Source organism: Mycobacterium sp. IDUB_21, assembly GCF_055419425.1.
The window spans coordinates 515,520-538,589 of record NZ_JBVAXQ010000001.1 but is presented as its reverse complement, the minus strand read 5'-3'; the positions used below and the strand labels follow the sequence as shown (position 1 = coordinate 538,589).

25 protein-coding genes and 2 pseudogenes are annotated in these 23,070 nt (G+C 68.3%); 8 read left to right on the top strand and 19 right to left on the bottom strand.

Going from position 1 to position 23,070, the window contains the following annotated elements; translation table 11 throughout:
• Positions 1-103 precede the first annotated feature (103 nt).
• Positions 104-1,672 (bottom strand): IMP dehydrogenase, encoded by a 1,569-nt coding sequence (gene guaB, locus ACZYY4_RS02645; protein WP_463807856.1) that lies wholly within the window; start codon positions 1,670-1,672, stop codon positions 104-106.
• Between the two features lie 147 nt (positions 1,673-1,819).
• Here guaB and ACZYY4_RS02640 point away from each other — a divergent pair, with 147 nt between their 5' ends.
• Positions 1,820-2,224, top strand: a complete 405-nt coding sequence (locus ACZYY4_RS02640) for a DUF5319 domain-containing protein (protein WP_463807855.1) — start codon at positions 1,820-1,822, stop codon at positions 2,222-2,224.
• Positions 2,225-2,231: 7 nt separating this feature from the next.
• On the opposite strand, the gene ACZYY4_RS02635 is transcribed toward ACZYY4_RS02640, so the two are convergent.
• A complete protein-coding gene (locus tag ACZYY4_RS02635) occupies positions 2,232-3,041 on the bottom strand; it encodes a hypothetical protein (RefSeq protein WP_463807854.1) in 810 nt (269 codons plus the stop codon).
• Positions 3,042-3,282: 241 nt separating this feature from the next.
• Here ACZYY4_RS02635 and ACZYY4_RS02630 point away from each other — a divergent pair, with 241 nt between their 5' ends.
• The 3 genes from ACZYY4_RS02630 to ACZYY4_RS02620 all read left to right on the top strand — a co-directional run bounded on the left by ACZYY4_RS02630 (position 3,283) and on the right by ACZYY4_RS02620 (position 5,164).
• Positions 3,283-3,573 carry a WhiB family transcriptional regulator gene (locus ACZYY4_RS02630; protein ID WP_463807853.1) on the top strand — a complete coding sequence of 97 codons (291 nt, stop codon included), beginning with the start codon at positions 3,283-3,285 and terminating at the stop codon, positions 3,571-3,573.
• Between the two features lie 182 nt (positions 3,574-3,755).
• A complete protein-coding gene (locus ACZYY4_RS02625; protein ID WP_463807852.1) occupies positions 3,756-4,067 on the top strand; it encodes a DUF732 domain-containing protein in 312 nt (103 codons plus the stop codon).
• 104 nt (positions 4,068-4,171) lie between these two features.
• On the top strand, positions 4,172-5,164 hold the full coding sequence (locus tag ACZYY4_RS02620) for a PE-PPE domain-containing protein (RefSeq protein ID WP_463807851.1): 993 nt from the start codon (positions 4,172-4,174) through the stop codon (positions 5,162-5,164).
• Here the strand turns inward: ACZYY4_RS02620 and ACZYY4_RS02615 are convergent.
• Both ACZYY4_RS02615 and ACZYY4_RS02610 read right to left on the bottom strand, forming a co-directional pair.
• Complete coding sequence (locus ACZYY4_RS02615; protein WP_463807850.1) at positions 5,148-6,029, bottom strand: NAD(P)-dependent oxidoreductase; 882 nt, start codon at positions 6,027-6,029, stop codon at positions 5,148-5,150. The two genes, ACZYY4_RS02620 and ACZYY4_RS02615, sit on opposite strands and share 17 nt — an antisense overlap.
• Entirely contained in the window at positions 6,026-6,406 is a 381-nt protein-coding gene (locus ACZYY4_RS02610; RefSeq protein ID WP_463807849.1) for a carboxymuconolactone decarboxylase family protein, read from the bottom strand. The genes ACZYY4_RS02615 and ACZYY4_RS02610 overlap by 4 nt, the downstream gene beginning before the upstream one ends.
• Before the next feature lie 46 nt (positions 6,407-6,452).
• Here ACZYY4_RS02610 and ACZYY4_RS02605 point away from each other — a divergent pair, with 46 nt between their 5' ends.
• On the top strand, positions 6,453-7,484 hold the full coding sequence (locus tag ACZYY4_RS02605; protein WP_463807848.1) for a PE-PPE domain-containing protein: 1,032 nt from the start codon (positions 6,453-6,455) through the stop codon (positions 7,482-7,484).
• A gap of 68 nt (positions 7,485-7,552) precedes the next feature.
• Here the strand turns inward: ACZYY4_RS02605 and ACZYY4_RS02600 are convergent, their stop codons facing one another.
• From ACZYY4_RS02600 to ACZYY4_RS02585, 4 genes are all read right to left on the bottom strand, one after another.
• On the bottom strand, positions 7,553-7,834 hold the full coding sequence (locus tag ACZYY4_RS02600) for a hypothetical protein (RefSeq protein WP_463807847.1): 282 nt from the start codon (positions 7,832-7,834) through the stop codon (positions 7,553-7,555).
• A gap of 11 nt (positions 7,835-7,845) precedes the next feature.
• Positions 7,846-8,145: a GlsB/YeaQ/YmgE family stress response membrane protein gene (locus ACZYY4_RS02595; protein WP_463807846.1), complete on the bottom strand. Its 300-nt coding sequence runs from the start codon at positions 8,143-8,145 to the stop codon at positions 7,846-7,848.
• Positions 8,146-8,279: 134 nt separating this feature from the next.
• Positions 8,280-9,380 (bottom strand): ferritin-like domain-containing protein, encoded by a 1,101-nt coding sequence (locus ACZYY4_RS02590; RefSeq protein WP_463807845.1) that lies wholly within the window; start codon positions 9,378-9,380, stop codon positions 8,280-8,282.
• Between the two features lie 101 nt (positions 9,381-9,481).
• Complete coding sequence (locus ACZYY4_RS02585) at positions 9,482-9,985, bottom strand: MarR family winged helix-turn-helix transcriptional regulator (RefSeq protein ID WP_463807844.1); 504 nt, start codon at positions 9,983-9,985, stop codon at positions 9,482-9,484.
• Positions 9,986-10,076: 91 nt separating this feature from the next.
• Here ACZYY4_RS02585 and ACZYY4_RS02580 point away from each other — a divergent pair.
• Together ACZYY4_RS02580 and ACZYY4_RS02575 are read left to right on the top strand one after the other, a co-directional pair.
• Positions 10,077-10,337, top strand: a pseudogene (locus ACZYY4_RS02580) (NAD(P)-binding domain-containing protein); the annotation flags it as partial.
• Between the two features lie 345 nt (positions 10,338-10,682).
• Entirely contained in the window at positions 10,683-11,246 is a 564-nt protein-coding gene (locus ACZYY4_RS02575; RefSeq protein WP_463807967.1) for a YceI family protein, read from the top strand.
• 74 nt (positions 11,247-11,320) lie between these two features.
• On the opposite strand, the gene groL is transcribed toward ACZYY4_RS02575, so the two are convergent.
• The 8 genes and pseudogenes from groL to alr all read right to left on the bottom strand — a co-directional run bounded on the left by groL (position 11,321) and on the right by alr (position 18,481).
• On the bottom strand, positions 11,321-12,943 hold the full coding sequence (gene groL / locus ACZYY4_RS02570) for a chaperonin GroEL (protein ID WP_463807843.1): 1,623 nt from the start codon (positions 12,941-12,943) through the stop codon (positions 11,321-11,323).
• A 97-nt stretch (positions 12,944-13,040) separates the two neighbouring features.
• Positions 13,041-13,343, bottom strand: a complete 303-nt coding sequence (groES, locus tag ACZYY4_RS02565; RefSeq protein WP_463807842.1) for a co-chaperone GroES — start codon at positions 13,341-13,343, stop codon at positions 13,041-13,043.
• 335 nt (positions 13,344-13,678) lie between these two features.
• Positions 13,679-14,704: a tRNA (adenosine(37)-N6)-threonylcarbamoyltransferase complex transferase subunit TsaD gene (gene tsaD / locus ACZYY4_RS02560; protein WP_463807841.1), complete on the bottom strand. Its 1,026-nt coding sequence runs from the start codon at positions 14,702-14,704 to the stop codon at positions 13,679-13,681.
• Positions 14,701-15,192 carry a ribosomal protein S18-alanine N-acetyltransferase gene (rimI, locus tag ACZYY4_RS02555; protein WP_463807966.1) on the bottom strand — a complete coding sequence of 164 codons (492 nt, stop codon included), beginning with the start codon at positions 15,190-15,192 and terminating at the stop codon, positions 14,701-14,703. Before rimI ends, tsaD begins: the two co-directional genes overlap by 4 nt.
• A pseudogene (tsaB, locus tag ACZYY4_RS02550) lies at positions 15,169-15,789 on the bottom strand (tRNA (adenosine(37)-N6)-threonylcarbamoyltransferase complex dimerization subunit type 1 TsaB); the annotation flags it as partial. The gene rimI and the pseudogene tsaB, both read right to left, overlap by 24 nt.
• Complete coding sequence (gene tsaE, locus ACZYY4_RS02545; protein ID WP_463807840.1) at positions 15,774-16,229, bottom strand: tRNA (adenosine(37)-N6)-threonylcarbamoyltransferase complex ATPase subunit type 1 TsaE; 456 nt, start codon at positions 16,227-16,229, stop codon at positions 15,774-15,776. The pseudogene tsaB and the gene tsaE, both read right to left, overlap by 16 nt.
• Entirely contained in the window at positions 16,222-17,331 is a 1,110-nt protein-coding gene (locus ACZYY4_RS02540) for an alpha/beta fold hydrolase (RefSeq protein WP_463807839.1), read from the bottom strand. Before ACZYY4_RS02540 ends, tsaE begins: the two co-directional genes overlap by 8 nt.
• Positions 17,321-18,481, bottom strand: coding sequence for an alanine racemase (alr, locus tag ACZYY4_RS02535; protein WP_463807838.1), 1,161 nt, complete (start codon positions 18,479-18,481; stop codon positions 17,321-17,323). Before alr ends, ACZYY4_RS02540 begins: the two co-directional genes overlap by 11 nt.
• 161 nt (positions 18,482-18,642) lie before the next feature.
• Between alr and ACZYY4_RS02530 the strand changes: the two genes are divergently transcribed.
• Positions 18,643-19,515 (top strand): hypothetical protein, encoded by an 873-nt coding sequence (locus ACZYY4_RS02530; protein WP_463807837.1) that lies wholly within the window; start codon positions 18,643-18,645, stop codon positions 19,513-19,515.
• Between the two features lie 76 nt (positions 19,516-19,591).
• Here the strand turns inward: ACZYY4_RS02530 and ACZYY4_RS02525 are convergent, their stop codons facing one another.
• From ACZYY4_RS02525 to ACZYY4_RS02515, 3 genes are read right to left on the bottom strand one after another with little or no spacing between them, the layout of a single operon-like run.
• Complete coding sequence (locus tag ACZYY4_RS02525; RefSeq protein ID WP_463807836.1) at positions 19,592-20,980, bottom strand: glutamate decarboxylase; 1,389 nt, start codon at positions 20,978-20,980, stop codon at positions 19,592-19,594.
• Between the two features lie 14 nt (positions 20,981-20,994).
• Complete coding sequence (locus ACZYY4_RS02520) at positions 20,995-22,425, bottom strand: NAD(P)H-hydrate dehydratase (RefSeq protein WP_463807835.1); 1,431 nt, start codon at positions 22,423-22,425, stop codon at positions 20,995-20,997.
• A 5-nt stretch (positions 22,426-22,430) separates the two neighbouring features.
• On the bottom strand, positions 22,431-23,057 hold the full coding sequence (locus ACZYY4_RS02515; protein ID WP_463807965.1) for a rhomboid-like protein: 627 nt from the start codon (positions 23,055-23,057) through the stop codon (positions 22,431-22,433).
• Positions 23,058-23,070: the final 13 nt, after the last annotated feature.

Below are 23,070 nucleotides of genomic sequence, written 5' to 3'. Positions count from 1 at the left end.
GTCACGCATGCGGGGTCAACCTTTTCTCTCCGCGAAACCGACGTTATGCAGCACAAGTGCGAGAAGCGACCTGCAGAACGTCGGTTTCGGCGCTTAACGGACGCTAACGGACGTAGTAGTTCGGCGCTTCGACGGTCATGGCGATGTCGTGCGGGTGGCTTTCCTTCAGGCCGGCGGCGGTGATCCGGACGAACTGCGCCTGCTGCAACTGCTCGATGGTCGACGAACCGGTGTAGCCCATCGCCGCCCGCAGCCCGCCGGTGAGCTGGTGGATGACGGTGCCCAGCGGGCCCCGGAACGGCACCCGGCCCTCGATGCCCTCGGGCACCAGCTTGTCCTCGGAGAGCACGTCGTCCTGGAAGTAGCGGTCCTTGGAGTAGGACTTACCGCCGCCCCGGCCCTGCATGGCGCCGAGCGAGCCCATGCCGCGGTAGCTCTTGAACTGCTTGCCGTTGACGAAGATCAGCTCACCGGGCGACTCGGCGGTGCCGGCCAACAGCGAGCCGAGCATGGCCGTCGAGGCGCCGGCGGCCAGCGCCTTGGCGATGTCACCGGAGTACTGCAGCCCGCCGTCGGCGATCACCGGCACCCCGGCCGGCGCACACACCGCCACGGCTTCCATGATGGCGGTGATCTGCGGTGCGCCCACCCCGGCAACCACCCGGGTGGTGCAGATGGAGCCGGGCCCGACCCCGACCTTCACCGCGTCGGCGCCGGCCTCGACCAGCGCGGCGGCCCCGCTGCGGGTGGCCACGTTGCCGCCGACCACGTCGACCCGCTCCCCCACTTCGGCCTTGAGCTTGCCGACCATGTCCAGCACACCCCGGTTGTGGGCGTGCGCGGTGTCCACGATCAGCACGTCGACCCCGGCGTCGGCCAGCGTCATCGCCCGCACCCACGCGTCGTTGCCGACGCCGACCGCCGCCCCGACCAGCAACCGGCCGTCGCTGTCCTTGGTGGCCAGCGGGTGCTGCTCGGTCTTGACGAAGTCCTTGACGGTGATCAGTCCGGTCAGCTTGCCGTGGCCGTCGACGATCGGCAGCTTTTCAATCTTGTGCCGGCGCAGCAGTCCCAGCGCGGCATCGGCGGAGACGCCCTCCTGCGCGGTGATCAGCGGCGTCTTGGTCATCACCTCGGCGACCGGCTTGTTGTAGTCGGCTTCGAAGCGCATGTCCCGGTTGGTGATGATCCCGACGAGCGAGCCCTTGGCGTCCACCACCGGCAGCCCGGAGATCCGGAACCGCGCGCACAGGGCGTCCACCTCGGCCAGGGTGTTCTCCGGCGTGCAGGTGACCGGGTCGGTGACCATGCCGGCCTCGGAGCGCTTCACGGTCTCGACCTGGCCGGCCTGCTCGGTGACCGGCAGGTTGCGGTGCAGCACGCCCATCCCGCCGGCGCGGGCCATCGCGATCGCCATCCGGGCCTCGGTGACGGTGTCCATGGCGGAGCTGACCAGCGGCACCTTGAGCCGGATCTTGCGGGTCAGCCGACTGGAGGTGTCGGCGGCGGCCGGCACCACGTCGGAGGCCGCAGGAAGCAGCAGGACGTCGTCGAAGGTCAGCCCCAGCATGGCGATCTTGCCGGGATCGTCGCCACCGGTGGGCGCAGGATCCTGCAGCGGGGCGCCCAGGGACACGTCGGTTATCGGGGCGCTGGCGTCACCAACGGACATCGGGAGCCTCCACTACACAGCCGGGGTGAGAAGCCCATCCTAAACGCGCGGCGCGGCGGCCTCCGTTCCCCACCACCCTTGACGGTTGCGCGGGCCGCCGAATCGGCCGCTGGCGTTCTGTCGTGGCGTTTGCGTACCCTGATGGGCGTGCGTGACCACCTGCCACCCGGTTTACCGCCCGACCCGTTCGCCGACGATCCCCACGATCCGTCGGCTGCGCTGGATGCCGTCGAACCGGGCCAGCCGCTGGACCCGCAGGAGCGGACTGCGGTCGAAGCCGACCTCGCCGACCTGGCGGTCTACGAAGCGTTGTTGGCGCACAGGGGAATCCGCGGCCTGGTGGTGTGCTGCGACGATTGCCAGCAGGACCACTACCACGACTGGGACATGCTGCGCGCCAACCTGCTGCAGCTGCTCATCGACGGCACCGTCCGCCCGCACGAGCCGGCCTACGACCCGGAACCCGACACCTATGTGACCTGGGATTATTGCCGCGGTTACGCCGATGCGTCGCTCAACGGGGCGACCTCGGAGGCCGACGGCTACCGCTGAGCACGGATCAGCCGCCCTGCCACCTGCCGCCACGATGACGCACCAGCTCAGCGGCCTCGTCGCGTAGGCCGAGCAACTCTTCGACCGTCCCCTGCGCACCTGCTTCGTCCCTCAAGTCGATCAACATGCACGCCAGCGCCCAGCGCAGCGGAACCAGGCCCAGCCGGCCGGTGTCCTGCAGGGCGGCGTCGGCGACAGCGCGCGCCCTATCGAGGCTTCCGGCGCAGCACAGCGCGCCGGCCAGCACCACTTGGCTCTTCACCCGGTGGCGAGCCATGCCGTCCCGCGCCTCCGCGGCCAGCTCCAGGGCCTGCTCGGCGTGCCGCACCGCGGTGGCGCCGTCCCCGGTGACCATGGCCAATTCGGCCGTCACCCAGTTTCGGCGCACCGCCAGGCGGGCCGGCGCAACGGGCTCAGGCAGTCGCCCCACCCGGACCAGCAGTGCCGCGGAGGCCACGAAGCGCCCGACTCCCAGGGCGTCGGCGGCCAGCCCGACCAGGGCATCTGCGGTGGCCTCCGGGTCGTCACCCGCGAGCGCCAGCGCCCGGCCGTCGAGGCCGCGGGCGAGCGCGTGGCCACCGAGTTGGCGCAGGAACGAAGCCCGCGTGCTGTGGGCCAGAGAGGCCAACGGGCCGGTAGGTGTCTCGCGCAGCAACACCGCCAGGTCGGCGTCTGCGCCGGCGTAATGCCCCTGCCCGCCGGCAGCGACAGCACGCAGCCACCGCTGCCGTGGCGTGGTCGCGGCAGGCAGCGGCCAGCGGCCGGGTGCCGCGCCGAACGCGGCAGCCTCCAGCGCCGCATCTGGGTCCTCGGTCATCGTTGCGCGACGTTACGCGGCCGGGTCACCGTCCTGCCGTCCGCCCGGACAAGCACCACTCTCAGGGAATGTCCACCGTCTTAGGCCAGCCTTTCTTAACCGTTACGTAGGCGTTAGTTCAGATGCTTTGGTTACGGTCCCCACGGCGCCGGATGCAGCCGGCGCTGTTTTACGCGCGTACCGCCCAACACCTCAACGGCCGCCACCGACCCGGCCGACCAGCGTTTTGAGAGGGGTTCCCATGCCACAGCTTGAGCAGCTGCCCGGCCGCAATGCGGACGTGTGGGATTGGCAACTCCGAGGGGCGTGCCGGGGGCTGGACTCGTCGGTGTTCTTCCCGCCCGACGGAGAACGCGGCCGCGCCCGGGCGCAGCGGGAGCAGAACGCCAAACAGTGGTGCCGCAACTGCCCGGTGATGGAGCAATGTCGTCAGCATGCGCTCGCCGTCGGTGAGCCCTACGGCATCTGGGGCGGCATGTCGGAATCCGAGCGGCACGCCGCGATCCGCTGCAACCTGCGGCCCAGCGGCTGACCTCGCCAGACCACCCCGACGGGTCGGCGGCGTCACATCCGCGGCCCGCGGGGGGACAGGACGGCCCCCGATCACTCGGGGGCTGTTCGCTGCGCTGAGATCGCGCTGTTATCCGACATCGCCGACCGGGCCGCCGTTACGCTTCCCAACGGTGCAAAAACGTCGCGAGTGAGGGGAACAACGTGCGCAAACAGCTTCTGTTCGGAACCATCGCGGCGGGACTGGCCATGGGCTTGATCGGCGCGCCAACGGCCAGCGCCGATGAAGAGGGGTTCCTCAACGAACTGCGGGCCAATGGATTCCCGGGTTTGACGGTCGGGGACGCCCAGATGCCCGACGGTGTGGTCGTGGCCAACGGGTGGATGGCGTGCAACAGGCTGCATCTGGGCGAGAAGCCCGAACAGACGCTGGCGCAGTTGAACCCCAACGATGCCGGCAAGGGCCGCATGCTGCTGAATGCCGCACAGCACCAGCTGTGCCCCGACACCCTCTGAGGACGCCGGAGCGTCCCGCCGGGCCGCACCGGCCAGATTGATTTGACGCGTCGGCAACCCTAAAAAACCCCTGTCCGAATATCGGAATGTGGTAAGCCAATGCAATGCGTAACAGGGGGTACCACCACGCAATCGCCCGCATTGCCGTCACCGGCATGGTCGTTGCCACCGGCGGTGTGGCCGCCGGCCAAACCGTCCATGCCGCGGCGACGCTGCTGTCGTCTACCGGTCCGCTGGCGGGCAGCGTAACGGCGCTCATCCTCGGCGGCACCACCGAACCGACGCCGTCACCGGAGTTCGCGCGTTCCGCCGAGAACCTGTATCTGAACCCACTGGGTTTCAATGACGGCTCAACCGACTCGACGGTCTGTTACATGGACGGCACCGACCCGTGCAGCGCCCCGCTGCAGGTGCTGACGACGCCCGAACTGATCCAGCAGGGCCCGAGCAGTCTCACGGCCGCATCGGCCATCGTGCTGGCCGTCCAGAACCAATTCGACGCCAACCCCGGCGCGTTCGACGCCGATCACCCGCTGACCATCTTCGGGTACTCCCAGAGCGCCGCCGCCGAGTCGATCGCCATGACCCGACTCGACGAATTGGGCATCCCGCACGATGCGCTGCACTTCGTGTTCATCGGCGATCCGTCCATGCCGGTTACCGGTGTGTGGTCCAACATCGAATCGGCCATGGATGCGACGCTCGGTACAGATCTGACCGTCTTTCTGCTCAAGACCTTCGGCATGACCGAGGTGCTCGGCAACGTCACCCCCGACGACCTGTACGCGGCGACGATCTACAGCCTGCCGGGCGATCCGGTGCCCAACTTCTCCGACGTCTTCGAAGAAAAGGGTCTGTTCGGCGCGCTGCTGGATATCCTCTGGCCGCACGTGTGGTACCTGGGGTTGACACCGGATCAGGTCGCCGACGCGACCACCACGGTGGACGGCGCCCTGACCTACATCAACATCGACGACAGCGACATCAACGGCTTCGGCGCCTGGATCGACGCGGTTTTCGCCGGGGGTGCGGCCAACAGCGGGATCTTTGAGAGCCTGTGGGATTCACTGCAACTGCTTTTCAACGACTTCTTCTGACCACGCTCACCCCGGCCGCGGCCTCCAATACCTTGACGATGCAGGTGAAATCGGAGTCGGCGCCCTGCTCACGCAACGTCGCCTCCCACATGCCGGCCACCGCGTCGGCCACCTGCACCGGCAGGCCCAGTGCCTTCGCCTCATCGAGGTAGAGACGTACATCCTTGACCATCAGGCCGGTCGCGAACCCGTAGTCGAAGGTGCGCGGCAGCACCGCTTTGGGGAACTTGTCGCGGCTGGCATGGGTTCCACCCGAACCGGCGTTGAGCACCTCGAGCATCACCTGCGGGTCAAGGCCGGCCTTGACCCCCATCACCATGACTTCGGCGGTCGCAGCCAGCGTCGTGGCCGCCATCAGGTTGTTGACCAGTTTCATCGTCTGGGCGGCGCCGGGCTTCTCATCGACGAAGAACGGTCGGCCGAGCTCGTCCAACAGCGCCTTGGCGGTGTCGAACGCAGCGCGCGGCCCCGACACCATGATGGCCAGGCTGCCCTGCTGGGCCCCGCCCACACCGCCGCTCACCGGTGCGTCCAGCGCCGCGATCCCGCCGGCGGCCAGCGTGTCATGATTGCGCTGCGCCACATCGCTTCCCACCGTCGACAAGTCGACGAACAGCGTGACCTTGGTGCCGTCGGCCACACTCTCGGCCACCGCCGAGGATGCCTGCAACGACGGCAGACTGGCCAACACGATCTCCGCCCGGTCCGCCACTTCCCGCGGTGACGATGCAGCGTGCGCGCCGAACGTCGTTGCGCGATCGATCACTTCGCTGCGGGTGTCGAAGACCACCAGTTCGCGGCCCGCGGCTGCCAGCCGGTTTGCCATGGGAAATCCCATGTTGCCCAAGCCGATGAAACCGATCATTGCGCGTTCTCGTATTCGGTGAACGCCTCGCGGGCGATCCGGAAGCTGTCCACCGCCGCGGGAACGCCGGCGTAGACCGCCACCTGCATGAAGACCTCCCGGATCTCCTCGCGGGTGAGGCCATTGCTGAGCGCCCCCTTGACGTGGGTGCGCAGTTCGTTGGGCCGGTTGAGCACCGCGATCATCGCCAGGTTGAGCATGCTGCGGGTCTTGCGCGACAAGCCGTCGCGCCCCCACACCGCACCCCAGCAGTATTCGGTGACCAACTCCTGGAACGGCTTTGCGAAGTCGTCGCCATCGCCGGCCGCAGCCACATACGCTTCGCCGAGCACGGCCGTGCGGATCTCGCGGCCCCTGTCATAGGTCTGTTGGTCCATACCGAGAACCCTAGACTCACAGATGAGAATGTGATATTCACATGTGATGCACAGCGGGGGGGACGCCACGATTCCGGTCGCGCGTCACGGGAGCGCACGTAACGCAGTCGCCGGGCTTGCCGCCGTCGGCATGATCGTCGCAGCGTCCGGCGCGGCTATCAGTCAACCCGTCGGCTCCCTGCTGTCCGAGGCCGCCCTGCTGGCTACTTCCGGTCCGCTGGCGGGCAGCGAGATGGCGCTCATCCTCGGCGGAACCGGTCAGCCGACGCCGTCACCGGAATACGCGCGGTCCGCCGAGAACCTCTACCTGAACCCGCTGGGTTTCAATGGCGGGTCAACCGACTCGACGGTCTGTTACATGGACGGCACCGATCCGTGCAGCGCCCCACTGCAGGTGCTGACGACACCCGAACTACTCCAGCAGGGCCCGAGCAGCCTCACCGGTGCATCCCTGATCACGCTCGCCGTCCAGAACGCATTCAACGCGAACCCCGGCGCGTTCGACGCCGACCACCCGCTGACCATCTTCGGGTACTCGCAAAGCGCCACGGCCGCGTCGATCGCCATGACCCGGCTCGACGAACTGGGCATCCCGCACGACTCGTTGCACTTCGTGTTCATCGGCGACCCCTCCGCCCCGGACGGCATCTGGCAATACCTGGAATCCGCGATGGACGCGACACTCGGCCCCAGCCTGACGAACTGGCTGCTCGACCTGCTCGGCATGAACGAAGTCCTCGGCAACCTGACGCCCAATGACCTGTACGAGGCCACCATCTACGGTCTGCCCGACGATCCGGTTTCCAACTTCGCAGACGCCTACGCCGACAACGGCTTATGGGGCGCGCTGCTGGGTATCTTCGGACCGCACGTGGAGTACCTCGGGTTGACCCCGGATCAGATCGCCGACGCCACCACGACGGTCGACGGCGCCCTGACCTACATCGAGATCGACAACAGCGGCATCAACGCCTTCGACGCCTGGCTCAGTGCGTTAGTCGAGCACGGAGTGGCCAACAGTGATCCGTTCCAGGCCGTGTTCGACTCGATGAATCTGCTGTTCAGCAACTTCTTCTAAAGCCCAGCCCGTTCCAGCCGGCGCGAACTACCTTGCTATCCAGCAGAATTCCGAGCACGCCACCGCCCTCAGCCGTGCGGGGCCTCGGAGATCTTGCTGTCCGGCTTTCCCAGCGTCTTGCAGTAGGTCGACACTGACAGGCGAGTCGCAGAGATCTCCAGACTGCTGGGGTCTGCACCGCTCTTGTCCTTGAGCATCTTGCTGATCTCGTCGTCCTGCTTCTTCTCATCCTGGTCGACGAAGTCTTTGCACCTCGTGTCACCGCCGGTATTGATCACCTTCGATGCCGAGCACCCGCTGGACAGCAGCACGCCGACGGCCATCGCCGCAACCGCAACATATTTCATCATCATTCCCGCCCTTACGCTTCGCGGCCGAAAAGGCGCAGCACCCAGAGCAGGATGATCGCACCCAGGGTTGCAGTGAACAAGGTGAACCACCATCCGCCGCTCGCCGTGTCGACGACGAAGCTGAGCAGGAAACCACCGATCAGAGCGCCGACAACGCCCACCACGATGTCGGTGAGCAGGCCGTACTTGGACTTCATGGCGATGCCCGCCAGCCAGCCTGCGATGGCGCCGATAATGATGTAACCGATCCACCCGACACTGGTCAACGTGGTAGAGCGGGCCAGGAATTCGGTGGCCGCCACTGGGTTCATGATGATCTCCTTTAGAGAGCCTTCAACGCGTCGCCGTCCTCGACGACGTGGTGGATCAATACCCGTTCTCCGCGGTTACAAACGCGGTTACAAACGGACACGCCGCGTCGAGGCAGTGTTGTGAGCCCGTTGCGTCAGCTCGCACCCGCCGCGATCACCTCATTCACCTCTGTGGCCCGGTCGGCCATCTCGGCGTGCGCCTTGTCCAGCGACTCAGCCTGATCCTCGTCGGCCTTCATCAAGGCCTCGATGTCGAAGCCCGCCATGTCGAGCACACCCATGTCCCGGAAGGCGTTCTGCACCTTCTCGCCCCACAACCCGATATCCTTGACGATCGGCACGATGCGGCTGAACAGATGTGAGCGGAACTGGGTCATCAGCGGCGACGTGTCGACCCACTCCGCGCACGCTTTCACGTCCATGCCGAGGGTTTCGAAGACCTCCTCGCCACGGAATCGGTCGCGCATCAGGTAGCAGGCGTCCACGACGAACTCTTCGCGCTCGCCCCGCTCGGTCTCGGTGAGCGCGGAGTAGTAGTCCTTCAGGGAGATTCGGCCGAAGGCGACGTGCCTGGCCTCGTCCTGCATGACGTAGGCCAGCACCTGCTTGGCCAGCGAACCCGGCGCCGACATGTCACGCAGCACCCCGAAAGCGGCGAGGGCGAGCCCCTCGATGAGGACCTGCATGCCGAGATAGGGCATGTCCCAACGGGAGTCGCTCAGGGTGTCGTCCAGCAGTGCGGTCAGGTGTTTATTGATCGGGTAGACCATGTCGACCTTCTCCTGCAGGAACCGCGAGAACGCCTCGACGTGGCGGGCCTCGTCCATGGTCTGGGTGGCCGCGTAGAACTTCGCGTCCAGGTCCGGAACGACCTCGACGATCTTTGCCGCGCATACCATCGCGCCCTGCTCCCCATGCAGGAACTGCGAGAGCTGCCAGGCCTGGGAATGCTGACGCATCTCGGCGCGACGTGCGTCGTCCGCGGCCTCCCACATCGGGCTGCCGAACAGCGGATGGAACTCGTCGGGCAGCCCGATCGGGTTCAGCGGGTCGACGTCTTGCGCCCAGTCGATACGCGACTGGGCATCCCACTGCTTGTCCTTCCCTTTTTGGTACAGGGAAAGAAGCCGGGCTCGCCCGTCGTCGTACTCCCAGGTGAAGCGCGCGTCGCCGGCGCTGGGGACCTCCCACGCATACGGTGCGGGCACCTCGGTGTACTTGTCCCTTGTAGTCATGAGCTGCCGCCTTCCTGCCTGGTGTGACCAGTGGTCGCATGACCTGTCTCACACTGCGCCGCGCGCGAACGCGCGTCAAGCATGGCGGGCGGAACCGGCGGCTACCCGTCAGATTGCTTCCGGGCGCGGTCGGCTGTCTCGATCGCCTGGACGACCGTGGCGGCAGCCTCGCCCAACTGCTGGAGTCGCACCGGACCCAAGGGCCCAACGACCAGGTCCCGCACCAGCTGCGCGTGACCGGGAGCTGCGTCACGGAGCTTCCGTTCGCCGGCGGCGGTGAGCAGGACGGTACTGGCCCTTCGATCGTTCTCGCAGGGCCGCTTGATGACCCACCCTCGCTTCTGCAATCGGGAAATCAGGTGCGACAACCGCGATAACGAGGAGCTCGACTGGTAGGCGAGATCGCTCATCCGCAATGTTCGGTCAGCGGTTTCCGACAGGGCCGCGAGGACGTGGTATTCGTACGACGACAGCCCGGCGTTTCGTTGCAGATCGCTGTCGAGCGCGGCGGGCAGCATCATGAACAGTCCCACGACGTGGCGCCAAGCCCGTTGTTGATCGTCGTCGAGCCACGGCTCGGGCCGTGCGGCGGGGTTCGTGTTCACAGTCCTCAGCGTAAGCCGATTTAGTTGACGCTTCAAGTTCCTTGTCCTAAAGTCATTGATTGAACCTTCAACTATTTAGAGGAGAGCACCCATGAAGTTCGGAATGATCGGGGCCGGGACACTTTCTCGCGCCATCGCAGGTCAGGCGATCAAGGCCGGCCACGACGTCGTCTTCAGCAACAGTCGCGGTCCCGAGACCCTCGGTGAGCTCGTGGACGCCTTCGGCCCGCAAGCCTCGGCCGGCACCGTGGCCGAAGCCGGTGCCGCGGATTTCGTCGTACTGGCCGTCACCTGGAACCAGGTCCGCGCAGCGGTGCGCGATCTTCCCCACCGCGGGGGACGAATCCTCATCGACGCCACCAACCAGTGGGCAGCGCCGCCGCCCGATTTCGTCGTCGACCACCTCGAAGTCGGGGGCAGCGAACTCGTCGCCTCACTGGTCCCCGGAGCACACGTCATCAAGGCGTTCGACAACATGTACGCCCCCAAGATCGCTGCCGACCCGGTCACCGACACCGGCCGCCGAATCCTGTTCTACGCCGGCGATGACCAAGGCAGCAAAGAGCTGTTCCGCTCCGTCGTCGACGGTTTCGGGTTCGCGCCCGTCGACCTCGGCCCCCTTCGAATGGGCCACTTGATGCAGGTAGACGGTCCCCTGACCGGGCTGCACGCCATCCGGGAGCCCGTCGCTCACCCGGTGCCGAAAAAGACGGACAACGTCGCCGTCTCCGAAGTACCGGCCGGGGTCTGGACCATCGACCCGGCTCATTCGTCGATCAACTTCTCCGTGCGCCATCTGATGGTCAGCCGGGTACACGGCACCCTGGGCACCTTCAGCGGCGAGATCACCGTCTCTGATGACGGCATACCGTCGGTGTCCGCGCAGATCGCCGTCGATTCGGTCAGCACCGGCAACGATGACCGTGACGCCCACCTGAAGTCGGCAACGTTCTTCGACGTCGAGCAGTACCCGACCGCCACCTTCACTTCCACCGGCGTGTCACCCGACGGCGCGGGCGGCTATGTCCTCAAAGGCGATTTCACGCTCAAAGGCGTCACCAAACCGATCAGCCTCGCCCTGGCGTTCAACGGGATGTCCCCGGGTATGGGCCCCGGGCCGGTAGCGGGCTTCTCGGCATCGGTCACGCTGAACCGCAAGGACTTCGGGATCGACATCAACATGCCATTGGAAACAGGCGGGGTCGTGTTGGGTGACAAGGTCACCGTCACGCTGGACATCGAAGCGCTGAAGAAGGCTTAGCCACAACCGAACTGGCGAAACGAAGCACCCCCGGCCCTTCGAGATCGGGCCGGGGGTGGCTTCGTTGGAACTAGCTAGTGCGCGTGCCCGTGGTGTCCGTGCCCGGCGTGGTCATCGGCGTCGACGGGCTTTTCGACCACCGCGGTCTCGGTGGTCAGCACCATCCGCGCCACCGAGGCCGCGTTGAGCACCGCCGAACGGGTCACCTTGACCGGGTCGACGATTCCAGCGGCGGCCAGGTCCCCGTAGGTCAGCGTGGCGGCGTTGAAGCCCTGCCCGGCCGGCAGCTCGGCGACCTTGCTGGTCACCACCGCACCGTCCACGCCGGCGTTGGTGGCGATCCAGTACAGCGGTGCGCTCAGCGCGGCGGCGAACACCTCCACACCCAGCTTCTCGTCGCCGGTCAGCGAGGACTTCAACTCCGAAAGCGCGGCGCGGGCCTGCAGCAGTGCAGTGCCGCCACCGCTGACGATGCCCTCCTCGACCGCGGCCTTGGCCGCCGACACCGCGTCCTCGACCCGGTGCTTGCGTTCCTTGAGCGCGGTCTCGGTTGCCGCGCCGACCTTGATCACCGCCACACCGCCGGCCAGCTTGGCGAGGCGCTCCTCGAGCTTTTCGCGGTCCCAGTCGGAGTCGGTCGCCTCGATCTCGGCGCGCAGCTGCTTGACGCGACCGGCGACCAGGTCGTCCCCGCCACCTCCGTCAATGATGACGGTGTCGTCCTTGGACACCACGACTCGGCGTGCGGTGCCGAGCACGTCCAGGCCGGCCTCACGCAGCGTCAAGCCGACGTCCGGGTTGACCACCTGGGCGCCGGTGACGATCGCGAGGTCCTCCAGGAACGCCTTGCGCCGGTCGCCGAAGTACGGCGCCTTGACCGCGACGGCCTTGAGGGTCTTGCGGATGGCGTTGACCACCAGCGTCGACAGCGGCTCGCCCTCGACGTCCTCGGCGATGATCACCAGCGGCTTACCCGCTTCGACGACCTTCTCCAGCAGCGGCAGCAGGTCCGGCAGCGAGCTGATCTTGTCCTGGTGCACCAGGATCAGCGCGTCCTCCAGGACGGCCTCCTGCGAGTCGAAATCGGTGACGAAGTAGGCCGACAGGAAACCCTTGTCGAAGCCGACACCGTCGGTGATCTCCAGCTCGGTGGAAAGGGTCGAAGACTCCTCCACGCTGACCACGCCGTCACTGCCGACCTTGGTCATCGCCTCGCCGACCAGCTCACCGATCTGCTCGTCGCGCGAGGACACACTGGCGACCTGCGCGATCGACTCCTTGCCCGTGACCGGGGTCGCAGCGGCCAGCAGCGCCGCCGACGTCGCGTCGGCTGCCTTGGCGATACCGGCGCCCATGGCGATCGGGTTGGCGCCGGCCGCAACGTTGCGCAGCCCACCGGAGATGATGGCCTGGGCCAGCACGGTGGCGGTGGTGGTGCCGTCGCCGGCCACATCGTTGGTCTTGGTAGCCACCGACTTCACCAGCTGGGCGCCGAGGTTCTCGAACGGGTCTTCCAGGTCGACCTCACGGGCGACGGTGACGCCGTCCATGGTCACCGTCGGGCCGCCGAACGACTTGGCCAGCACCACGGTGCGGCCGCGCGGACCCAGGGTGACGCGGACCGCGTTGGCGAGTTTGTCGACGCCGGCTTCCAGTGCCCGGCGAGCGGCCTCGTTGAATTCAATCTGCTTGCTCATAGCTCTTCTTTCCCTTCACGCGTGCCGCCCCGGACATCACCCGTATTACGGGGATCTCCGGGGCGGGCACGGTGTCTGCTTGTGGCTACTTGCCGACTTACTTACCTACGATGGCCAGCACGTCGCGCGCGGACAGGATCAGGTACTCCTCGCCGTTGTACTTGATCTCGGTGCCGCCGTACTTGCTGTAGATGACGACATCGCCTTCGGAGACGTCCAGCGGAATCCGCTTGTCGCCGTCCTCGTCCCACCGGCCGGGGCCGACAGCGATGACGGTGCCTTCCTGCGGCTTCTCCTTGGCGGTGTCGGGAATGACCAGACCGGAAGCGGTCGTGGTCTCGGCCTCGTTGGCCTGAACGAGGATCTTGTCCTCGAGTGGCTTGATGTTCACGCTCGCCACGATTGGAGCCCTCCACATTTGTCTGGATGCGACCCGGCACAGCCGGGCCCATCGGGGATCTACTTACTTAAGGTGTTCGGCATTCGTGCGAGCCCTCGCGTCGTCGTCGCGGGTGCCGAGCAAGGAATCGTCCGACTGCCACCTAGCACTCTATACACGAGAGTGCTAGCACTCAAGGGGGGGTTGCTGCGACTCGAAACTTCGGCGCGACCACCCCCACCGGTCGCGACGAGCAGATCCCGATGGCCACCTTCACCCAGGCCTGGGCGACCGACCTGCTGATCGTCACCCGCTGAAGCGGCATTCCCCCGCCCGCGAGCGTGGTGACGACGGATTCAGCCGACCCGGCCCTGCACCACCGGCAAACCCGGGTTGGTGGCCACGTCCAGCGGCGACGGCGCCGCTCCGGCGGCGATCAGATGCGCCGCGAACGACGCGATCATTGCCGCGTTGTCGGTGCACAACCGCAGCGGCGGGATGCGCAGGGTCAAACCTGCTGCCGCACAGCGTTGTTCGGCCAGCTCACGCAGCCGGGAGTTGGCGGCCACCCCACCGGCAATCAGCAGCGTGCCGACGCCGAGGTCGGTGGCCGCACGCACCGCCTTGGCGGTCAGCACGTCGGCGACAGATTCCTGAAACCCGGCCGCCACGTCAGCGGGGACGAAGTCGGGGTTGGCCTCCACATAACGGGCCACCGCGGTCTTCAGCCCCGAGAAGCTGAACACGTACGGGGCGTCGCGCGGACCGGTCATCCCGCGCGGGAACACCACCGCGCTGCGGTCGCCGGTGCGGGCCAGCTCGTCGAGCGCCCGCCCGCCGGGGTAGCCCAGCCCGAGTAGCCGGGCCACCTTGTCGTAGGCCTCCCCCGCGGCGTCGTCGACGGTGCTGCCCAACTCGACGATCGGCTCCCCCAGTGCGGTCACATGCAGCAGGTGGGTGTGGCCGCCGGAGACCAGCAGGCCCACGCACTCCGGCAGCGGGCCATGGGCGTAGACGTCGGCGGCCAGGTGCCCACCCAGGTGGTTGACCGCGTAGAACGGCACCCCCCAGGCCGCCGCATAGGCCTTGGCCGCGGCCACCCCCACCAGCAGCGCCCCCGCCAGGCCCGGCCCGATGGTGGCCGCCACTACGTCGGGACGTCGCACCCCGGCCGTCGCCAGCGCCCGCCGCATGGTGGGCCCCAACGCCTCCAGGTGTGCCCGCGACGCGATCTCGGGCACCACCCCGCCGAAGCGGGTGTGCTCCTCCACGCTGGAGGCCACCTCGTCGGCCAGCAGGGTCAGCGTGCCGTCGGCGTCCAGCCGGGTGATACCGACACCTGTTTCGTCGCAGGAGGATTCAATCGCAAGTACTACTGTCAAGATTGGGCCTCCCGCTTCATCGTGTAGGCATCGGCGCCGTTGCGGTAGTAGCGCTTACGCAATCGGGTCTCGACGAAGCCGACGTCGCGGTAGAGCGCGATCGCCGCGGCGTTATCGGTGCGGACCTCCAGGTGCACGACGCCGCCGTCGGCGTAGTCCAGCAGGTCGGCCAGCAGCCGGCGGCCGATGCCGCGCCCCTGGTGGGCCGGGTCCACCCCGATGGTGTGCACCTCGAACTCGAACGGCGGGGTGCGCCCGAGCCGCGCGATCCCGCCGTAGCCGACCACGGTGTCGCCGACCCGGGCCGCGACATAGCGGTTGTCGCGCGCGCCGATCGCGCGATGGAACGCCGCGGCCGGCCACGGGTCGTCGCCGCCGAACAGCTGCGCCTCCAGTTCGGCGCAGCGCTCCGCATCGGTCTCCACCAGCGCGCCGATGGACACCGGCGGCCTTACTGAACCCGACGGTTTTGCATCGGGGCGGCGCAGGTACAGCGGCACCAGCGGCGCCGGCTCGACACCCCAATCCCGCACCGCTGCAACCAGCCCCGCGGGAGTCGGATAGGACACGCCGATCGTGGGGAGGTCGAACAACGCGGCGTGCGCGGGTGACCCGGCCACCGCGACGGCGTCGCCGGGGTGGACGTCTGCCGGGGCACTGACGGCCGGGCCGGCCACCCGGACACCGTCGCGGTAGCGCGCCCAGTAGACCTCGCGGCGCCGGGCGTCGGTGACCACCAGGGTCGCTCCGGGGGCGCACACCCCGATGGCATCCAGGCTGCACACCCCGTGCACGCCGATGCCCAGCGCATGCCCGTAGGCGGCGGCACTGGCCATCCCGACCCGCAGCCCGGTGAACGGACCCGGCCCACAACCCACCACCACCGCGGCCAGGTCGGTCATGCTCAGCCCGGCGTCGGCCAGTGCGGCAAGCACATTGGGGGTGAGCCGCTCGGCGTGCGCACGGGCATCCAGCGTGACCCGCTCAGCCAGCACCGTGCGCCGGTCCGCGGCCACCACGCCAGCGGTGACCGCAGGCGTGGCGGTGTCGATGGTCAGAATGGCCCCCGTCACGGCGTGTGCCACCGCCAGGTTGCGGTGCGCTTCTCGGACTCGGCGCCGCGGTCCAGCCGAATATCCAAGTGCCGCTCCGAAAGCCGCTCGGCTAGTCCCTCGCCCCACTCCACCACCACGACGGCGTCGTCGAGTTCGGTGTCCAGATCCAGTGAGTCCAACTCGGCCAGCAAGTCCAGGCCCGACTCGTCGAGCAGCCGGTACAGGTCGACGTGGACCATCGCCGGGGTGCCCGGCCGGCGGGGACGATGTTCCCGGGCCAGCACGAACGTCGGCGAGGTTACCGGGCCCTCGACCTCGAGTGCCGCGGCGATCCCCTTGGCCAGCACAGTCTTTCCGGCACCGAGCGGCCCGGAGAGCACTACCACGTCGCCGGCTCGCAGTTGGGCGCCGAGGCGTGCTCCCAACTCAATGGTGTCTTCGGCTGTCGCCAGGCTCTGCGTCTCAGCCACTGCGCCCGGCCTTCCGGCGCAGCCGACGAGTGAGCACGACGCGGCGCGGAGTGGCCCGCTCCACCAACCGAACCAGCGCGTCGTCGATGACGTCGGGCTCCTCCAGTTGCACCAGATGCCCGGCCCCGGGCACGATCACCAGCTCGCAGTCCCACAGGGTGGCCGCCATCGCCCGGGAATAGCCGTCCGGGGTGAGCAGGTCGCGGTCGCCGCAGGCCACCAGGGTCGGGATCTTGGCCAGCGTCGTCAGAGCGGCGCTCTCGTCGTGAACCTCCAGCGCATGCAGAAAACCCACCATGGTGGCGACCGGGGTGGTGTGCATCATCTCCTCGGAGAAGGCCACCACGCTCGGGCTGATCTGGTCGGTGCCGTAAGAGGCGGCGCGCAGGATCGGTGAGATCACCCGGCGGGCCGCACCGCGGCCGCGGTGCACGAGTCCCGGGATGTAACGCACTGTGAACTGGACCGCCTCCAGAGCCGGGTTGCGCAGGATCTCCCCCAGCGGCGATCGGGAAACCCCTTTGGCCGCCGTGGAAATCAGTGCCACGCCGACGATCCGGCTGCCGTAGCGCCGGGGAAACTGCCGGGCGTGCGACAGCACGGTCATGCCGCCCATCGAGTGCCCTACCAGCACCACCGGTCCGCGCGGCACCGCCGCGGCCAGCACCGCCTCCAGGTCCTGGCCGAGCCGCGGCACGGTGTAGGTCTCCGGCGAGCCGCCGGTGGAGTCGCCGTGGCCACGCTGGTCATAGAAGACCATCCGGACCTGCCGGCCCCATTCGGCGGTGAGCCGCGCCCGCTGAAAGTGGAATGACTCCATCCGCAAACAGAATCCATGTGCGAACACCACGGTCAGCGGCGCGTTGCGGGGGCCGGTGTCGCGCACCGCCAGTTCGACGCCGTCGTCGGTGACCACTACCGAACTGTGGTCGTGCGTCAGAATTTCGAAATCCTCGGCCGCGTAAGGGTCTTCGGAGGTGGTGCGCCGCGTCACCGAACGCGCGACCGTGGACCCGGCGATAGTGCCGACGGCGGCCAGCCCGGCCGCCCCGGCCAGCCAGCCCCCGGCCCGCAGGTTGGTGCGCCACCGCTTACCGGCCATCTGCGCCGGCCCCCCGATACGTCCTGGCGACCCTCCCGCGCGGACTGTTCACCACCTCGTAGTGGATCGTGCCGAGCGCGTCGGCCCAGTCCTGGGCGATTGGCTCGCCGCCCGCGCCGGAGCCGAACAGGATGACTTCGTCGCCCTCGGTGACGTCGACCGGCCCGGGGCCGAGGTCGACGACGAACTGGTCCATGCACACCCGCCCGACGCTGCGCCGGCGCCGGCCGTTGATCAGCACCTCGAACCGTCCGCTCAGCGGGCGGAACACTCCGTCGGCGTAGCCCATCGGCACCAGCGCCACGGTGGTGTCGGCGTCGGCGATCCAGGTGTGCCCGTAGGAGATACCCTCACCTGCTGCGATCGAACGCACGAAGACCACAATGGATTTCAGCGTCATGGCGGGGACCAGCCCCATGTCGCCGCGCTCGGGGATCGGGCTCAGTCCGTACACGGCGATTCCGGGCCGCACCATGTCGAAGGCCAGATCTGGCCGGGTCATCACCGCGGCCGAATTGGCCAAGTGCGCCACCTCGAACTTCAGGCCCTCATCGCTGGCCAGGGTCAACATGTCGGAGAACCGTTGCGCCTGGAGGTTATTGGCCGGGCTGGCCGCGTTGTCGGCGCAGGCCAGGTGCGACATCAGGCCGCGCACCCGGATCGCGTCGTCGGCGACGGCGCGGCGCAGCGCGGCCAGCAGCGCCGGGTAGCCGGCGGCGCCGACGCCGTTGCGGTTCATCCCGGTGTCGGCCTTGACCGTCACCGTCGCGGTCTGGCCGGTGCGCCCCACGGCCTCGAGCAACTCGTTCAGCTGCCGCACCGAGGAGACCGCGATCTGCACGTCGGCGGCCAGCGCGGGTGCGAAGTCGGTGTCGGGCCCGTGCAGCCACGCCAGCACCGGGGCGGTGATGCCGGCCGCCCGCAACGCCAGCGCCTCGTCGACGGTGGCGACCCCGAGTTCGGCCGCACCGGCGGCCAACGCCGCGCGGGCCACCTGGGCCGCACCGTGGCCGTAGCCGTCGGCCTTGACCACGGCCATCACCTGCGCGGCGCCGGCCCGTTCGGACAGCACCCGCACGTTGTGGGCGATGGCGTCCAGGTCCACCAGCGCTTCGCCGAGCAGGCCGGCCGTTCGGGATGTGGCAGTCATGTCACCGCCAATTGTCCCAGAACCGGCCGGATGCCCCCGTCCCCCCGCCGAGTGAGCGGTTTGGTCGCCGAATCGGCCGTTTTTCGAACCGGAACGCACAGTCGGCGTCGTCCTGTGCATGAGCGTCGACACCGACGCGGTGACGAGTGCCACCCTCGGGCATGCGACCACCGCAAGGGCCGTTCGTGGCATCCGAGGAGCTGGCCCGCGGCACAGTCACCCGCGCCCAGCTGCGCCGCGACTACGTCGGCCTCTATCCGGGGGTTTGGGTACCGCGAAAGATGGAGCTGACAGCGAAGCAGCGGGCCCGCGCCGCATGGCTCTGGTCACGCGGACACGGTGTGCTCGCCGGCCTTTCGGCGGCCGCGATACTCGGCGCGAAGTGGATCGACCCGAACACGCCCGCCGAGCTCATCCACACCAATCGACGGGCGTCTCCGCTGCTAACGGTGCACACCGACACGCTGTTGCCCGGCGAGGCGCGGACGAGTCGCGACCTCCCCGTAACGACGGCCGCCCGAACCGCCTTCGACCTGGGAAGACGCCGGGGCCTCACCGACGGTGTGCAGCGTATCGATGCGCTCATGAACGCTACCGACCTCAAGGTGGTGGATGTCGCGGCGGTGGCGTCCGAGCACCGCGGCGCGCGGGGGCTGCGGCAGCTGGAACGGACATTGCAACTCGTCGACGGCGGGGCGGAGTCGCCCTATGAGTCGCTCACCCGACTGCTCCTTGTGCAGGCCGGTTTCCCGCGACCACAGACCCAGATCCCGATATACGACGACTACCGCAACATCGTCGCCCGCATCGACATGGGTTGGGAGGAGTACCGCGTCGGCGCTGATTTCGAGGGCGCCCACCATTGGCTTGACCCAAAGCAACGGGAACGTGACGCCGAGCGCTACAACATCATCGCCGAGGCGGGCTGGATCGACACCCGGTTGACGTCTCGCACGCTGCACCTGCGCCCGAGAGCGTTCCTGGAGCGCGTCGGAGCGGCGCTGATCGGCCGTGGCTGCCCGAAAACCTGGTGAGCGGCGCATCGAGTGTGCAGTTTGGTAGCGAAAACGACCGATTCCAGTGCCAAACCGCTCACTCGGCGATGACAAATCAGTGGGAGAAATGCTGCTGATCGTCGTAATGCCCCTCGGGCTTGACCCGGTCGAGGGCGGTCACCGATTTCATGATGTCGTCGAAGAGCGCCCGGGCGAGATCCGCCGAGAGCCCCTCGCGGACCACGACGCGCAGCACCGCGACGTCCTCGGCGCCCTCCGGCATGGTGTAGGCCGGCACCTGCCAGCCGAATGTGCGCAGCTCATGGGAGACGTCGAACTCGGTGTAGCCGCGGTCACCGGCCAGCCGGCAGCTGATCACCGGGATCGCCGAACCGTCCGAGATCACCTCGAAATGCTGAGAAGCGGCCAGCTGGTGGGAGAGCCAGCGGGCGGTGTCGGACAGGGTCCGCATCACCTCGGTGTAGCCGCTGCGGCCGAGGCGCAGGAAGTTGTAGTACTGGCCGACGACCTGGTTGCCCGGCCGGGAGAAGTTCAGCGTGAACGTGGGCATGTCCCCGCCCAGGTAGTTGACCCGGAACACCAGCTCCTCGGGCAGGTAGTCGGCGCCACGCCACACCACGAAGCCGATGCCCGGGTAGGTCAGCCCGTACTTGTGGCCGCTGACGTTGATCGACACCACCCGCGGCAGCCGGAAGTCCCACTTGAGGCCCGGGTGCAGGAACGGCACCACGAACCCGCCGCTGGCCGCGTCCACATGCACCGGCACGTCCGGCCCACCGCCGGCGGCGAGGGCCTCGAGAGCCGCGCAGATCTGCTCGACGGGTTCCAGCTCGCCGGTGTAGGTGGTCCCCAGGATCGCCACCACCCCGATGGTGTTCTCGTCGACGGCGTCGACGACCTGCTCGGGGGTGATCACGTAGCGGCCTTCGGCCATCGGCAGGTAGCGGGGTTCGACATCGAAGTAGCGGCAGAACTTCTCCCACACCACCTGGACGTTGGAGCCCATCACCAGGTTCGGGGTGCGCCCCTTCCAGGCATCCCCGAGCTGCTGTCGCCAGCGCCACTTCATCGCCAATCCGCCCAACATCACCGCCTCACTGGAGCCGACGGTCGACACCCCGATGGCGCTGGCGGGGTCGTCGTCGCGCAGGTTCTCGGCGTGAAACAAGTCGGCGACCATCGACACGCAGCGCTGCTCGATGGCCGCGGTGGCCGGGTATTCGTCCTTGTCGATCATGTTCTTGTCGAACGACTCCGCCATCAGCGCCGACGCCTCGGGGTCCATCCAGGTGGTGACGAAGGTGGCCAGGTTCAGCCGGGAACTGCCGTCGAGCATCAGCTCGTCGTGGATGAAGCGATAGGCGGCCTGCGGGTCCATCGGGTCGTCGGGCATCCGCAACGCCGGAACCGGCGAGGTGAACATCCGGCCGGTGTAGGCCGGGGCGATGGTGTGCGCGGGGACAGACGGGTGGGAATGGGTCACAACGACTCCTCTGCTTATAGCGCGGCGATAGCGGTGCGGATGTGGGCCAGGATGCGCGACGCCGACGTCGGGGTGTCGCCGGGTCCGGGGTCGGCGGCCGAGGCCGCGGCGGCGCGGGTGTGCACGAACGCGGCAGCAGCGGCGGCTTGGGCGGCGGGCAGCCCCGATGCCAGCAGCGCGCCGATCATCCCGGACAGCACGTCGCCGGAACCGGCGGTGGCCGCCCAGGATCCGCCCGCCGGGTTGAGGTAGACCGGGCCGGCTGGGTCGGCTGGGTCGGCGATGACGGTGACGTTGCCCTTCAACAGCACGGTGGCTCCGAACCGCTCGGCGAGGGCGCGGGCCGCACCGACCCGGTCGGGCCCGGGCGGGTGGCCGGCCAGCCGGGCGAACTCACCGGCATGCGGGGTCAGGACGGTCGGGGCGGCCCGATCCGCGACCAGGGCGGGGTGGGCGGCCAGAATGGTCAGCGCGTCGGCGTCGACGATCACCGGCAGGTCGGTGCCGAGCGCGAACCACAGTGCGGCGGCGCCCGATTCGTCGGTGCCCAGGCCCGGCCCGACAACCCAGGCCTGTACCCGCCCGGCGGCCGCCGGGCTGGGAGCCGCTACCACTTCGGGCCAGTGCGAGACCACCTGGGCTGCAGCACTTCCGGCGTAGCGCACCATGCCCGAGGTGGCGGCGACCGCCGCGCCTGCACACAGGATCGCGGCGCCCGGGTAGGTCGCCGAGCCGGCCAGGATTCCGGTGACGCCCTGGGTGTACTTGTCATCGCGCGGGCCGGGCGCCGGCCAGCACGCCTCAACGTCGGCCGCCTGCAACTCATGAGTGTCGGTGGCCGGCAGATCCAGGCCGATGTCGACCAGCTCGACGCGCCCGCAGTCCCCCAGTGCGTGCACCGGTTTGAGGCCGCCGAAGGTGACGGTGAGCGCGGCGTTCACCGCGGGGCCGTCCGCTGCGCCGGTCTGCGGGTCCAGGCCGCTGGGGATGTCGACGGCCACCACCGGGATGCGCGCCGTCTCGACCGCGGCGAAGACCTCGGCGGCGTTGGGCCGCAGCGCTCCCCGCCCGGAGATTCCGACCACCCCGTCGATCACCAGATCCGTTGCGGGCGGCACGGCGTCGACGATCCGACCGCCGGCCTGCATGAAAGCCGCCAGCCCCTTGGCGTGGGCGCGCTCCGGGTTGAGCAGGACCGCGCTGCCCGCCACGCCGCGCCGGCGCAGCAGGGTGGCGGCCCACAGTGCGTCGCCGCCGTTGTCTCCGGAACCCACCACGGCACACACACTCCGGCCGGCCACCCCGCCGGTGCGGGAAGTCAGTTCGCGGGCGATCGCGGTGGCCAGGCCGAACGCGGCACGGCGCATCAGCGCGCCGTCGGGCAGGCTCGCCAACAGTGGCGCCTCGGCGGCGCGGATCGCCTCGACGGTGTAGTAGTGCCGCATCAGTGTCAGGCTACGTTCCGGGCGTGCCGGTGGGCGTCGACTTGGGTCAGCGGATAACAGCACAATCCGATGAGCAGGGCGGCGGCGTGGCCGATTGCGGTGAAGTCCGGGTTGATCACCAGCGGCACCGTGAAGATGACGAGCAGCGCGGCCAAATACCCCCAGCGCCAGGGCCGGCGGATCCGGTAGGTCAACACCGCCATCACCCCTACCAGGAAGTAGCTGACCCCGATGTCGCGGGCGTAGGTCAGCCGCTCCGATTCGCGATGCAGGTGGATCAACACGTACAGCGCCCCCTCGCTGACATAGGTGGCGCCGACATGTGAGATCAACCCGACCATCAGCCAGCGCAGATGCCCCAGCCAGTGCTCGGCGGTCGCCAGGAACAGCGTGAACAGCACCAGATACGGCGTCCAGTCCTTGCCGTCGATCCACAACAGGCTCGAGACCAGCACCTCCAGCGGGTCGGTGGCCAGGTGGTGCAGGTTGGTGGATTGCTCGACGAGCATGCTGTGCAGCCGCCGGCCGACCAGATGCTGGATGACGGTGGTGACCCCCAGCACCGCCAGCCACAGGTAGGTCAGCGGGGCGGAGTGCACGAAATGCCACGCCGCAGCCAGGCGGGTCCGCACGTCTGCCACGGCC

Coding starts and splice junctions, on each gene's coding strand:
- guaB (WP_463807856.1), bottom strand. CDS start 1,672: ATGTCCGTTGGTGACGCCAGCGCCCCGATAACCGACGTGTCCCTGGGC.
- ACZYY4_RS02635 (WP_463807854.1), bottom strand. CDS start 3,041: ATGACCGAGGACCCAGATGCGGCGCTGGAGGCTGCCGCGTTCGGCGCG.
- ACZYY4_RS02630 (WP_463807853.1), top strand. CDS start 3,283: ATGCCACAGCTTGAGCAGCTGCCCGGCCGCAATGCGGACGTGTGGGAT.
- ACZYY4_RS02620 (WP_463807851.1), top strand. CDS start 4,172: ATGCGTAACAGGGGGTACCACCACGCAATCGCCCGCATTGCCGTCACC.
- ACZYY4_RS02615 (WP_463807850.1), bottom strand. CDS start 6,029: ATGATCGGTTTCATCGGCTTGGGCAACATGGGATTTCCCATGGCAAAC.
- ACZYY4_RS02610 (WP_463807849.1), bottom strand. CDS start 6,406: ATGGACCAACAGACCTATGACAGGGGCCGCGAGATCCGCACGGCCGTG.
- ACZYY4_RS02605 (WP_463807848.1), top strand. CDS start 6,453: ATGCACAGCGGGGGGGACGCCACGATTCCGGTCGCGCGTCACGGGAGC.
- ACZYY4_RS02600 (WP_463807847.1), bottom strand. CDS start 7,834: ATGATGAAATATGTTGCGGTTGCGGCGATGGCCGTCGGCGTGCTGCTG.
- ACZYY4_RS02595 (WP_463807846.1), bottom strand. CDS start 8,145: ATGAACCCAGTGGCGGCCACCGAATTCCTGGCCCGCTCTACCACGTTG.
- ACZYY4_RS02590 (WP_463807845.1), bottom strand. CDS start 9,380: ATGACTACAAGGGACAAGTACACCGAGGTGCCCGCACCGTATGCGTGG.
- groL (WP_463807843.1), bottom strand. CDS start 12,943: ATGAGCAAGCAGATTGAATTCAACGAGGCCGCTCGCCGGGCACTGGAA.
- ACZYY4_RS02540 (WP_463807839.1), bottom strand. CDS start 17,331: ATGGCCGGTAAGCGGTGGCGCACCAACCTGCGGGCCGGGGGCTGGCTG.
- alr (WP_463807838.1), bottom strand. CDS start 18,481: ATGACTGCCACATCCCGAACGGCCGGCCTGCTCGGCGAAGCGCTGGTG.
- ACZYY4_RS02530 (WP_463807837.1), top strand. CDS start 18,643: ATGCGACCACCGCAAGGGCCGTTCGTGGCATCCGAGGAGCTGGCCCGC.
- ACZYY4_RS02520 (WP_463807835.1), bottom strand. CDS start 22,425: ATGCGGCACTACTACACCGTCGAGGCGATCCGCGCCGCCGAGGCGCCA.